This window comes from Streptomyces sp. WAC00040 (genome assembly GCF_056835925.1).
On sequence record NZ_JAKQZE010000001.1, the window covers coordinates 4,128,362 to 4,141,142 of the forward strand.

Annotated in this window: 8 protein-coding genes; 7 read left to right on the top strand and 1 reads right to left on the bottom strand. The window is 66.6% G+C overall.

Annotated features, from left to right (window positions below; genetic code table 11):
- Positions 1-113 precede the first annotated feature (113 nt).
- On the bottom strand, positions 114-3,887 hold the full coding sequence (locus tag MDN94_RS18945) for a GH92 family glycosyl hydrolase (protein WP_482727112.1): 3,774 nt from the start codon (positions 3,885-3,887) through the stop codon (positions 114-116).
- A 572-nt stretch (positions 3,888-4,459) separates the two neighbouring features.
- Between MDN94_RS18945 and ngcE the strand changes: the two genes are divergently transcribed.
- The 7 genes from ngcE (at position 4,460) to MDN94_RS18980 (ending at position 12,770) form a co-directional block, all read left to right on the top strand.
- Positions 4,460-5,905, top strand: coding sequence for an N-acetylglucosamine/diacetylchitobiose ABC transporter substrate-binding protein (ngcE, locus tag MDN94_RS18950; protein WP_482726916.1), 1,446 nt, complete (start codon positions 4,460-4,462; stop codon positions 5,903-5,905).
- Between the two features lie 29 nt (positions 5,906-5,934).
- Entirely contained in the window at positions 5,935-6,867 is a 933-nt protein-coding gene (locus MDN94_RS18955; protein WP_482726917.1) for a carbohydrate ABC transporter permease, read from the top strand.
- A gap of 15 nt (positions 6,868-6,882) precedes the next feature.
- The gene (locus MDN94_RS18960; protein ID WP_482726918.1) at positions 6,883-7,827 is read left to right on the top strand and encodes a carbohydrate ABC transporter permease; all 945 of its coding nucleotides are present in this window, start codon (positions 6,883-6,885) and stop codon (positions 7,825-7,827) included.
- 231 nt (positions 7,828-8,058) lie between these two features.
- Entirely contained in the window at positions 8,059-9,258 is a 1,200-nt protein-coding gene (locus tag MDN94_RS18965) for an ROK family transcriptional regulator (protein WP_482726919.1), read from the top strand.
- Between the two features lie 122 nt (positions 9,259-9,380).
- The gene (locus MDN94_RS18970) at positions 9,381-10,493 is read left to right on the top strand and encodes a substrate-binding domain-containing protein (RefSeq protein ID WP_482726920.1); all 1,113 of its coding nucleotides are present in this window, start codon (positions 9,381-9,383) and stop codon (positions 10,491-10,493) included.
- A 208-nt stretch (positions 10,494-10,701) separates the two neighbouring features.
- Positions 10,702-11,490: an ATP-binding cassette domain-containing protein gene (locus MDN94_RS18975; protein WP_482726921.1), complete on the top strand. Its 789-nt coding sequence runs from the start codon at positions 10,702-10,704 to the stop codon at positions 11,488-11,490.
- Positions 11,487-12,770: a sugar ABC transporter permease gene (locus MDN94_RS18980; RefSeq protein WP_482726922.1), complete on the top strand. Its 1,284-nt coding sequence runs from the start codon at positions 11,487-11,489 to the stop codon at positions 12,768-12,770. The genes MDN94_RS18975 and MDN94_RS18980 overlap by 4 nt, the downstream gene beginning before the upstream one ends.
- The last annotated feature ends 11 nt before the right edge of the window (positions 12,771-12,781 follow it).

Consider the following 12,781-nt stretch of genomic DNA (forward strand, 5'->3'; position numbering starts at 1 on the left):
CGCCTCAAGAGGCACGGCAGGTCACTGTTTCCACAGGATCGTTGCACACGATCTTTACATGTCAACTCGATTGCATCTGAGTCGACTTGGGCATAATGATTTGCCCCGTTTCGTCACTCGAGGAGTTCCACCTCCGCGAGCGTCGCCTCGCTGTCGGCGACCAGTCGGTAGTGCTCGTACGAGCCCGGTTCGGCCACCCCGAAGACGCGGGTCTGCCTGTCCCAGCCGAAGGACTCGCCCGACCGCCTGTCGAGATCCGTCCACGACTGCCCGTCGGCCGAACCCTGCAGCACCCAGCCCGTCGGCGCCTTGTCCCTTGCCGCGGAGGTGAGCGTGTACTGCACCGCGCGGGTCCCGGACGACACCGGGAGGTCCACCGAGGTGAACGCGGACGTGGTCGCCGAGGTGTTGTCGAACAGCGGGCCGCCGGCCGGGATCACGTCGTGCCGCGGCGCGGGCTTGTCGTCGTCCTGCGTGATGGAGACGGGCGCCGCGTCCTTCCCGGTGCCCCACGCGGACGGCTTCGGGCCCATCGCGAACTCGATCTCGCCGCCCTCGGCGATCGCCTCGTGCGGCAGGGCCGTGGAGTTCCACTTCTTGCCGTTGACCTTCAGGCCCTGCACATAGATGTTCTCGGCGCTGTTCTTCGGGGCCTTCACGACCAGTTCGCGGCCGTTCTCCAGGTGCACGGTCGCCTTGGTGAACAGCGGCGAACCGATGGCGTACTCCCCGGATCCCATCACCAGCGGGTAGAAGCCGAGCGCGGAGAAGAGGTACCAGGCCGACTGCTCGCCGTTGTCCTCGTCACCGTGGTACCCCTGCCCGATCTCGCTGCCGGTGTAGAGGCGGGAGAGGACCTCACGGACCTTCTCCTGGGTCTTCCACGGCTGGGAGGCCGCGTTGTACATGTACGTGGCGTGGTGGGCGACCTGGTTGGAGTGGCCGTACATGCCCATCCGCACATCGCGTGCCTCGGTCATCTCGTGGATGACGGAACCGTACGACCCGACGAACTCGGGCGACGCCGTCTCCGGCGTGGCGAAGTAGGCGTCGAGCTTCTCACCGAGGCCCGAGCGGCCGCCGTACAGGTTCGCAAGGCCGCGCGAGTCCTGCGGAGCGGTGAAGGCGTAGCCCCAGCCGTTGGTCTCCGTGTAGTCGTAGCCCCACACGCGCGGGTCGTACTCGGAGCTCTCCACCCGCCAGTCGCCCTTCAGGTTCCGGCCCTGGAAGAAGCCGGCCTCGGAGTCGAAGAGGGTGACGTAGCCCTGGGCCCGGTTCCGGAAGTACTCCGACTCCTCCTTGTAGCGGGCCTTCTTCGTCTTCTTGTAGAGGGCCTCGCCCATCTCGGCGATGCCGTAGTCGTTGAGGTAGCCCTCCAGCGACCAGGACAGGCCTTCGTGGGTGGAGGTGGAGGCGTAGCCGAGGAACGGCGAGGTCTCCATGCCCTTGCGGCCCACGCCGGAGGCCGGCGGCACGACGGTCGCGTTCTTCAGCGCCGCCTCGTAGGCGGCCTCGGCGTCGAAGTCGACACCCTTGACGTACGCGTCGGCGAACGCCACGTCGGAGCTGGTGCCGGTCATCAGGTCCGCGTAGCCGGGGGAGGACCAGCGGGAGATCCAGCCGCCGTCCTTGTACTGCTGGACGAAGCCGTCGACCAGCTCGCCCGCCTTCTTCGGGGTGAGGAAGGAGTACGCCGGCCAGGTCGTGCGGTAGGTGTCCCAGAAGCCGTTGTTGACGTAGACCTTCCCGTCGACGATCTTCGCGCCGGTGCGGGTCGGGGTGTCGGGGCCGGTCATCGGCGAGAACGGGCTCGCGTACCGGTACTGCGGGCGCCTCTTGGTGCCTGTGTTCTCGAAGCCCGAGTTCGGGTAGAGGTAGAGCCGGTACAGGCTGGAGTAGAGCGTGACCAGCTGGTCGCGGGTGGCGCCCTCGACCTCGACCTTGCCGAGGATGTCGTCCCAGGCGTCCTGCGCCCGGTCCTTCACCCGCTCGAACCGGGTACCGGCCGGGATCTCGTCGGCGAGGTTCTTCTTCGCCTGGTCCACGCTGATCAGCGAGGTCGCGATCCGCAGGTTGACGGTGCGGTCGTCGCCGGCGTCGAAGCGGAGCCGGCCGGTGACGCCCTCGGAGGCCGAGTCGGTGACCGGCGCGTCGAAGACGCCGTACACGAACAGCCGGGTCGCGCCCGTGGACAGGCCGCTCTTGACGTCCGAGAAGCCGGTGAAGGAGCGGTTTACGGCGTCGAGGGTGAGGCCGCCCTCCTTGGTGACGTTGTCGAATATGACGCTCGCGTCGTCACCGGGGTAGGTGAAGCGCATCATCGCCGCGTGGTCGGTCGGCGCCATCTCTGCCTTGAGGCCGTTCTCGAAGGTGACACCGTAGTAATGCGGCCTGGCGGTCTCCTTCTCGTGCCGGAAGGGCAGGGCCCTGGCCGTGCGCGAGGTGTCCGGGGCGCCCTCGGCCGCCGACGGCATCACCTGGAAGGTCTGCCGGTCGCCCATCCAGGGGCTGGGCTCGTGGCTGGTGCTGAAGGCCTGGACGGTGGGCAGGTTGTCCGCGTTGTTGCCGCGGGCGTACTCGTACAGCCAGCTCTTCGACTCCGAGTTGGTGACCGGGGTCCAGAAGTTGAAGCCGTGGGGGACGGCGGTGGCGGGGAAGGTGTTGCCCCGGGAGAAGGAGCCGCTGGAGTTGGTGCCGCGGGTGGTGGAGGCGTAGTCCGAGAGATGCTCGAGCCGCTCCTCCGGCGCCTTGGGCGCGAGGGTCACGTCGTCGATCCAGCCCTGGAACTTCGCCGGGCCCTTGGGGGAGTCGTAGGCCACCAGGATCCGGTCGACGGTCCTGCCGGCCGCGACGGTGCCGATGCCGGAGGCGACGGCGTTCCACTGGTTGACGTACAAGCGTTTCGCGGCGCCCTGGCCCGCGGGCGTGAGGAGCCCGCCGTGCGAGTCCGTGGCGCCCAGATCGCTCAGGTAGGTGCCGTCGGTGAAGGCGAGATCCACCGACACGTTCGTGGCGGGGTAGTTCAGGTCCGTCTCCGCCATGGCGGGGAAGACCTTGTACGACAGCTCGGTGTCGCGGCGCACGGCGACGTCGACGTCGAAGACCTTGTTGTACGAGTAGGCCCTGCCCTCCGGCTTGTGGGTGCCGGCGTATTTCAGGGCGCGCTTGCCGGTGAAGCCGGCGCCGGCTTTCGCGGTGGGGGAGCCGCTGGGGCCGCGGTCGACCTGGCTGCGCATGTCGTCGGGGACGGGGGCGCTGGTGTCGCCGTTGGAGAACTGCACGTCCGCCACCTGGGTGATGTCGGACGCGCCGTTGTTCTTGGTGATCTCCAGGCGGTAGTGGGCGTAGGCCGTCACCTCGGAGGGGGCGCCGATGTCGAAGGTCCTGGTCCGGAAGCGCTCGGCGAACGTCTCACCGGAGCGGCTGTCCAGGACCGTCCATGTCTCCCCGTCGGCGGACCCCTTCAGCGTCCAGTCCCTGGGGTCGCGCGCGGCGAAGTCGTTGGCGGACGTCAGGGCGTAGGTGGAGACCTTGACCGGCTCTTCCGTGTCGAACTCGATCCAGGCGGTCGGCTCGAACGCCAGCCACTTGCTGCTCGGCAGCAGGTCGACCAGATTCTCCTTGGTCTCGCCGCCGCCGGTGTTCTCGTCGCTGGCCCGCAGCTCGATCACCTTGTCGGTGACATTGCCCGGTATTCCGCTGGAGAAGCCGCCGTCGACACCCGATGACCGCTTCTTTCCGTCGGCGCCCACTTCAACGGTATTACGCCAGTCCGGCTGGGCTTCGTCCGATTCGAAGGACGATCTGAATTCCCGGCCCAGGGAGGTGGATTGCCCGGGCTCCGAGGGCAGGGCGATGGCGGCGGAAGGAGCCGTCAACACCAGCATGGAAGCGGTCACCACGAGGGTGACCGGATTGATCTTTCTGGGCCGGGGTCTGTTTCTGGGCTGCATCCCGGGTCTTCCTCCAGAGGAAGTCGCGTTTGGACAACGTTGTCAGGCGCGAGGCGCAGGCTCCAGTAGGGAGGTAAGTGTCCTACGGTGTCAAGGGTGTTGGCGGGGCGTGCCGGTCGGAATCGGACGATCCGTTAAGAATGCTGCGGTCGTAAGGGTGTTTTCGGGTCCCATGTGTCCGCGAGGTCTCAACTCGGGAAAGATGGGCGTCCAACCTTGCATTTGATCTTGCTCACTCGACGGGAAGTGGACTATACCTGTCGGCGTCCGCACCGCCGTTTCGTATGGCAGCGGACCAGGGGGACGGGGGCGGCGGACCGTGCGGAGCACGCGACCGCCGGCAGCAGCTACTCCGTTCCCGCTGTCAGCCGCACGATCCGAGCTTCACTGAGTTTCCCTTCGGGAAAACCCAGCAACTGACCGCGGTGGCGGGGCCCTTCGCCTGAGGCGAGACGGACGGGCGACCGGTACACCGCCTGAGTCCTGGAGAAGGCGAGGACTTGAGCATGGGATCCACCTCCACCTCGAATACGCACGGTGAGAGCCTTGGCCGTCGGAATCTGATCAAGCGGGCCGCCGCACTCGGTCTTATTGCCGTACCCACGATGAGCTTCCTGTCCGCCTGCGCGAGCAGCGGCGGCGGGGACGACCAGGAGAAGCAGAAGGGTGAGGTGACGAAGGACAACCCGTTCGGAGTCACCAAGGGCGGCACGCTCGACGTCGTCATCTTCAAGGGCGGCTTCGGCGACCAGTACGCCATCGAGTGGGAGAAGCTCTACAAGGCCAAGTACGGCCCGAAGATCAGCCACCTCGGCACCCAGGAGATCACGGGCAAGCTCCAGCCCCGCTTCAACGCGGGCAACCCGCCGGACGTCGTGGACAACTCCGGCGCCCAGCAGATCAAGCTGGACGTGCTGCACAAGAACGGCCAGCTCGCCGACCTCACCGAACTGCTCGAGGCCCCCGCGCCCGACGACCCGAGCAAGAAGATCAAGGACATCCTCGTCCCAGGCACCGCCGACAAGGGCTTCATCGGCGGCAAGATGCACTCCCTGAACTACGTCTACACCGTCTGGGGAGTCTGGTACTCGGGCAAGATGTTCAAGGACAACGGGTGGGAGGTGCCGAAGACCTGGGACGCCTTCCTGCAGATCATGCGGGACGCGAAGAAGAAGGGCATCGGCGGTCTCGCCCACCAGGGCAAGCATCCGTACTACATCAACGTCATGATCATGGACCTGATCGCCAAGACCGGCGGTCTGGAGGCCATGAAGGCGATCGACAACCTCGAGAAGAACGCGTTCGTCGGCAGCGACGCCGCCAAGCAGTCCATCGAGGCGATCTACGAGATCGTGGAGAAGGGCCTGCTCATGCCGGGCACCAACTCCCTGGACCACATCGAGTCGCAGACCGCCTGGAACGAGGGCAAGGCCGTCTTCATCCCCTCCGGCTCCTGGCTGGAGAACGAGCAGCTCAAGCAGACCCCGGAGGACTTCGACATGAAGTTCCTGCCGATGCCCCTGCTGCCCGACAGCAAGCTGCCGTTCGAGGCGATCCGGGCCGGCGCGGGCGAGCCGTTCATCGTGCCGGAGAAGGCCAAGAACAAGGCCGGCGGCCTGGAGTTCCTGCGCATGATGTGTTCGAAGGAGTGGTCGACCAGCTTCGCGCAGCAGGCGAACTCCCTGACCATCGTGCAGGACGGCGTCGACAAGAGCGTCCAGCTCCGCCCGGGCACCAAGTCCGCGGTCGAGGCCGTCGACGCATGCCCGGTCGAGCAGCGCTTCGACTACTTCTACACCAACTGGTACAGCGAGATGGACGAGTCCATCCGTACCGCGTCCGCGGAGCTGATGGCCAAGCGCATTACGCCGGCCGAATGGCTCAAGCGGGCGCAGGCCGCGGTCGACAAGGCGGCCGAGGACCCGGCTAGCAAGAACAACAAGCGTCAGTAGCCGAGCCGGGAATCCAGGGGCAGGGTGCCATGCAACAGGGTAAGTACCGGTTCGTCACCGGTTTTCTGATCGTACCGGTCGTGCTGTACGCGATCTTCATGATCTGGCCGTACATGCAGACCTTCGGATACTCCTTCACGAACTGGCAGGGCCAGTCGCAGGAGATGAGTTTCGTCGGCCTCGACAACTACACCGCGTTGTTCTCCGACTCGGTGTTCTTGAAGGCCCTGTGGCACAACATCCTGCTCCTGATCTTCCTCCCCGTCGCGACCATCCTGCTCGCCCTCTTCTTCGCCTACATGGTGAACGTGGGCGGGCGGGGCGGCTCCGGCGGAATCCGCGGCGTCGCGGGATCGGGTTTCTACAAGATCCTTTTCTTCGTCCCGCACGTTCTGTCGATCGCGATCCTCGCCGTGCTCTGGCGGGCGATCTACCGGGGTGACGTCGCCGGACTGATCAACGGCGTCTTCGTCAAGCTCGGCATCTCCGACCCCGCGCACCCGATCGAATGGCTCAACGAGCCCGCTCTCGTGCTGTGGTGCGTGGCCTTCGTGCTCCTGTGGTGGGGCGTCGGCTTCTACCTGGTCCTCTTCTCCGCCGCGATGCAGTCGGTACCCAAGGAGATCTACGAGGCCGCCCTGCTCGACGGCGCGAGCCGCACCCAGTCCTTCTTCCGTGTCACGTTGCCCCTGCTGTGGGACACCGTCCAGACGGCCTGGGTCTATCTCGCGATCCTCGCGATGGACTGCTTCGCCCTGATCTCGGTCATGACCCCGGGTAACAGCTACGGCGGCGGACCGGACCACAACAGCGAGGTCATGGCGACCTATCTGATGCGTAACTTCCTCTCCTTCGGGAAGAGCGGCTACGCCTGCGCGATGGGCGTCGTGATCCTTGTCCTCACGCTGATCCTGTCCCTCGTCACGCTGCGGATCAGCCGCCGCGAGCGCATCGAATACTGAGCGGGGAACCACGCCATGTCGAACACCCGGTTGATCCCCGGCGTCGCCAAGGACGCCGTCCCCGGTCCGAGCGAAGTGAAGAACGGCGCCCGCCCCGGGGGAGCCGGCGCGAACGGCGACAGCGAGGGCAAGGTCCTCAACGTCTTCTCGCACGGCTTCCTCATCCTGTGGTCAGTGATGATCGTGCTGCCGCTGATCTGGCTGCTGCTCGGCTCCTTCAAGACCGACACGGAGATCGGTTCCAGCGCTTGGTCGTGGCCGTCGAACTGGAACTTCGACGCCTTCTCGCGGGCCTGGGAGAAGGGGATCGGCGACTACTTCGCCAACACCCTCATCGTGCTCGTCTTCTCCATCCCGCTGACCATGCTGCTCGGCGCGATGGCGGCGTACGTCCTGGCGCGCTACGAGTTCCCGGGCAACCGCTTCTTCTACTACTTCTTCGTGGCCGGCGCCATGTTCCCGGTCTACCTGGGGCTCGTGCCCCTGTACTTCCTCATCGACATGCTCGGCATGCTCAACACGTACCAGGGCCTGATCCTCGTGTACGTCGCCTACTCGCTGCCGTTCACCGTCTTCTTCATGCACGCGTTCTTCCGGACGCTGCCGACGGCGATCCACGAGGCCGCGGTCATCGACGGGGCCTCGCACACCCGGATCTTCTTCCAGGTCATGGTCCCCATGGCGAAGCCGGGCCTGCTCAGCGTCGGCATCTTCAACATCCTCGGCCAGTGGAACCAGTACATCCTGCCGATGACCCTGATGCAGCAGCAGAGCGGCTTTGACAAGGACCGCTCGGTGCTCACCCAGGGCCTGGTGCTCCTCAACCAGCAGCAGGGCTACGAGGGCGACCTACCGGTGATCTTCGCAGGTATGACGATCGCGATGCTCCCGGTGATCGTCGTCTATCTCTCGTTCCAGCGGCAGGTCCAGTCGGGTCTCACCGCGGGCACCCTGAAATAGCGCGTCCCCTGCGTACAGGGCCCCGCCGCGCTGCTGCAGCGCGGCGGGGCCCTGTGTGCTTCCCCGGTGCTCCGCAGCGCTCATCCGAGTTTCACCCCGCTCAAGGTCTTGACGGGATAAGCCCCAAAAGGGTCAGCTTAGAGTTCATAAGTTGGAGAGAAGCCGGGGCCTGGATGCCCCGGCCGGGGGCGGTCGTCGCGCCGCCCACCGGGGGCAGGAGTGGATGGGTCAATGGAGACTCCGGGATCGCAGACATCTCTGCACCGGGCCAACCTCGAGCGTGTCGTGCGTGCCGTACGCATGGCGGGTTCGCTGACGCAGGCGGAGATCGCGAGGAGCACCGGCCTCTCCGCGGCCACCGTCTCCAACATCGTCCGTGAGCTCAAGGACGGCGGCACGGTAGAGGTGACGCCGACGTCGGCCGGTGGCCGCAGGGCGCGCAGCGTCTCCCTCAGCGGCGACGCCGGCATCGTGATCGGCGTGGACTTCGGCCATACGCACCTGCGCGTGGCGATCGGCAACCTCGCGCATCAGGTGCTGGCGGAGGAAGCGGAGCCGCTCGATGTGGACGCCTCGTCCGCGGAGGGCTTCGACAGGGCCGAGGCGCTGGTCAACCGGTTGGTGGAGGCCACCGGGATCGGTCCCGGCAAGGTGATCGGCGTGGGGCTCGGCGTGCCGGGCCCCATCGACGTGGAGTCGGGCACGCTGGGTTCGACGGCGATCCTGCCGGGCTGGACCGGCATCAATCCGAGTGACGAGCTCTCGGCCCGGCTGGGTGTGCCCGTGTACGTCGACAACGACGCGAACCTGGGCGCGCTCGGCGAGATGGTGTGGGGCAGTGGCCGGGGGGTGAAGGACCTCGCATACATCAAGGTGGCGAGTGGTGTCGGCGCGGGTCTGGTGATAGACGGCCAGATCTACAGGGGTCCGGGCGGTACCGCCGGCGAGATCGGGCACATCACGCTGGACGAGTCGGGCCCGGTGTGCCGTTGCGGCAACCGCGGCTGCCTGGAGACCTTCACGGCGGCCCGGTACGTTCTGCCGCTGCTCCAGTCGAGTCACGGGGCGGAGCTGACGATGGAGCGCGTCGTTCAGCTGGCGCGGGAGGGCGATCCGGGCTGCCGTCGGGTTGTGGCGGACGTGGGCCGCCACATCGGCAGTGGTGTCGCCAACCTCTGCAACCTCCTCAATCCGAGCCGGGTGGTGCTCGGAGGAGATTTGGCGGAGGCTGGAGAGTTGGTACTGGGACCCATTCGTGAGTCCGTCTCCCGCTACGCCATTCCCAGTGCGGCGAGGCAGCTCTCGGTGGCTCCAGGAGCCTTGGGCGGGCGTGCCGAAGTGCTGGGCGCGCTGGCCCTCGTGCTCAGCGAAATGGGTGATTCGACCCTTTTGGACAGTGCGTTGCCGGTCGGAGCGCCCGCCTTCACTTAGATAACGAATGGCACCGTTGTCATCTCGTTAAGGATTTACTCCTTGACGCTGACCACGGGGCCGAGTTGACTTCCAGCCACCTCGGCCGCAGCGACGCGGCCTCGTCAGGGAGGTTTTAAATCGTGAACGCACATCTGCGTCGTGCCGCCGTTGCTGTCGCCGCCTCTGCGATGGCCGTATCGCTCGCCGCCTGTGGCCAGGCCGGTGACTCGGGCGAGAGCGCCGAAGAGTCGCGCGCCAAGAAGGGCGACGACATCACGATCGGTCTGCTCCTTCCGGAGAACCAGACCGCTCGCTACGAGAAGTTCGACAAGCCGCTCATCGAGAAGAAGATCAGCGAGCTGACGAACGGCAAGGCGAAGGTCGTCTACGCCAACGCCAAGCAGGACGCCACGCTGCAGACGCAGCAGGTGGACACCATGATCACCAACAAGGTCGACGCGCTCATCGTGGACGCGGTGGACTCCAAGGCCATCGCCGGCGGTGTGAAGAAGGCCAAGGACGCCGGTATCCCCGTCGTCGCCTTCGACCGTCTCGCCGAGGGCCCGATCGACGCCTACACCTCCTTCGACAACGAAGAGGTCGGCCGGGTGCAGGGCAAGGCACTGGTGGGGGCCCTGGGCGACAAGGCCAAGGACGGCCAGATCGTCATGATGAACGGCTCCGTCACGGACCCGAACGCCGCGCTGTTCAAGAAGGGCGCCCACGCCGAGCTCGACGGCAAGGTGAACATCGGCAAGGAGTACGACACCAAGGAGTGGAAGCCGGAGAACGCCAACGCCAACATGGAGGCCGCGATCTCGGCCCTCGGCAAGGACAAGATCATCGGCGTCTACTCCGCGAACGACGGCATGGCGGGCGGTATCATCACCGCCCTCAAGTCCGGCGGCTTCACCAAGCTCCCGCCGGTCACCGGTCAGGACGCCGAGCTTGCCGGTGTCCAGCGCATCGTCGCCGGCGAGCAGTTCATGAGCGTCTACAAGCCGTACGCGCCGGAGGCCGCCGCCGCCGCCGAGATGGCCGTGGCGCTCGCCAAGGGCGAGTCGCTCGACGCGATCGCCAAGGAGAAGGTCGACAGCCCCTCCCAGAAGGGCATCCCGTCGATCCTCGTCCCGGTGGTGTCGCTGACCAAGGACAACATCAAGGACACCGTCGTCAAGGACGGCGTCTACACGGTGAACGAGATCTGCACCCCGAAGTTCAAGGCCGCGTGTGACCAGCTCGGCCTGAAGTAAGGCCGCACGCCGGAGCCCGGTCCCCCGGTGCTCCGGCCTCTGCCCGGGCGCACGCGCCCCGCAGAAACCTTCCGGTGCCCCGCCCCGCCATCAGCCCCCGCTGCCGGTCGGGGCACCGGTCGGAACATTCGATGCATTTCCATTCTGCTCAACCTCCGCGCCGCATTTCCCCCGGCGCGGCATCCCCGCCGGTCAGGCGGCGAAGGAGATGGTTCACGTGTCCGCTACGCCCGTGTTGGCGTTGCGCGGGGTCTCCAAGCGGTTCGGTGCCGTCCAGGCGCTCACCGACGTAGAGCTTGAGGTCCACGCCGGTGAGGTGGTCGCCCTGGTGGGCGACAACGGCGCCGGAAAGTCCACGCTGGTCAAGACGATCGCCGGTGTGCACCCCATCGATGAAGGCGCCATCGAGTGGGAGGGCAAGCGGGTCTCGATCAACCGGCCGCACGACGCCCAGAACCTCGGCATCGCGACCGTCTACCAGGACCTCGCGCTGTGCGACAACATCGACGTCGTCGGCAACCTCTACCTCGGCCGGGAGCTGCACAAGCGCGGCGTGCTCGATGAGGTCGAGATGGAGCGACGCGCCCTCGAACTGCTGAAGACGCTGTCGATCCGTATCCCCAGCGTCCGTATCCCGATCGCCTCGCTCTCCGGCGGTCAGCGCCAGACCGTGGCCATCGCCCGTTCGATGCTCGGCGAGCCCAAGCTGGTCATCCTCGATGAGCCCACCGCCGCCCTCGGCGTCGAGCAGACCGCACAGGTGCTCGACCTCGTGGAGCGGCTGCGGGAGCGCGGCCACGCCGTCGTCCTCATCAGCCACAACATGGCCGACGTCAAGGCGGTCGCCGACAAGGTCGCCGTGCTCCGGCTGGGCAGGAACAACGGTGTCTTCGAGGTCAAGTCGACCTCGCAGGAAGAGATCATCTCCGCCATCACCGGTGCCACGGACAACGCCGTGACCCGCCGTGCGGCGCGCAACGCGGAGGTTACGAAGTGACCACGGAAAAGACCCCCACGGCCACGAAGGTGGTCAACCCGGACGCCGCGCATGACGCGCTGACCGCGGTCGACCCCCGTCTGCTGGTGCGCGAGCAGGGGCTCAAGGGCTACTTCTCCGAGTTCAAGCGCAAGGTGCACGCCGGCGACCTCGGGTCCATCCCGGTCGTCATCGGTCTGATCGTCATCGCGGTGATCTTCCAGACCATGAACTCGCAGTTCCTCTCGGCGGAGAACCTGAGCAACATCGCCGTCACGATGGTCGCCACCGGCATGATGGCCGTCGGCATCATCTTCGTGCTGCTGCTCGGTGAGATCGACCTGTCGGTCGGTTCCGTCAGCGGTGTCTCCGGTGCGATCGTCGCCGTGCTGAGCGTGACGCACGGGATGAACGAATGGCTGGCGCTGGTCGTCGCCCTGGCCAGCGGCGCCGCCATCGGTGCCCTGCACGGCTTCTTCTTCGCCAAGATCGGCGCCCCGGCCTTCGCCGTGACGCTGGCCGGCCTGCTGTTCTGGCTCGGCTTCATGCTGCAGCTGCTCGGCGAGAACGGCACGATCAACCTGGACGGCGAAGGTGTCGTCGGACAGCTGACCACGTACTACTTCTCCGACATCGCGGCCGCCTACGGGCTCGCCGCCGTCGCCGTGGTCGGCTTCTTCCTGTCGTCCTTCTTCGACAACCGCCGCCGTGCCGCGGCCGGCGTGCCGTCCCGGCCGCTGTCCGACATCGTGATGCGCACGGTGATCCTCGCGGTCATCGCGTTCGCCGCGGCCGTCATGTTCAACCAGTACAAGGGCCTGCCCCTGGCGCTGGTGCTGTTCCTGGCCGTCCTCGTGGTCACGGACTTCGTGCTCCGCCGGACCGCCTACGGCCGCAAGATCTTCGCGCTCGGCGGTAGCGTCGAGGCCTCGCGCCGCGCCGGTATCAACGTCACCGCTGTGCGTGTCTCGGTCTTCGCGCTGGCCGGGCTGTTCGCGGCAGTCGGCGGTCTGTTCTGGGCCTCCAAGATCGCGGCGGCGAACCAGAGCGCCGGCGCCGGCGACCTGCTGATGAACGTCATCGCCGCGGCCGTCATCGGCGGCACCAGCCTCTTCGGTGGCCGGGGCCGCACCTGGAACGCCCTGCTGGGCGTCATGGTCATCGTCTCGATCCAGTACGGACTCGCCCTGGAGGGCATCGCGACGCCGATCCAGTACATGATCACCGGTGGTGTCCTGCTGGCGACGGTCGTGATCGACTCCGTCACCCGGAGGACGCAGAAGACCGCAGGTCGCGCCTAGTACGACCGCAC

Bases quoted from the DNA above. Each gene is read 5' to 3' on its own strand.
- MDN94_RS18945 (WP_482727112.1), bottom strand. From the start codon at position 3,887: ATGCTGGTGTTGACGGCTCCTTCCGCCGCCATCGCCCTGCCCTCGGAG.
- MDN94_RS18955 (WP_482726917.1), top strand. From the start codon at position 5,935: ATGCAACAGGGTAAGTACCGGTTCGTCACCGGTTTTCTGATCGTACCG.
- MDN94_RS18960 (WP_482726918.1), top strand. From the start codon at position 6,883: ATGTCGAACACCCGGTTGATCCCCGGCGTCGCCAAGGACGCCGTCCCC.
- MDN94_RS18975 (WP_482726921.1), top strand. From the start codon at position 10,702: ATGGTTCACGTGTCCGCTACGCCCGTGTTGGCGTTGCGCGGGGTCTCC.
- ngcE (WP_482726916.1), top strand. From the start codon at position 4,460: ATGGGATCCACCTCCACCTCGAATACGCACGGTGAGAGCCTTGGCCGT.
- MDN94_RS18965 (WP_482726919.1), top strand. From the start codon at position 8,059: ATGGAGACTCCGGGATCGCAGACATCTCTGCACCGGGCCAACCTCGAG.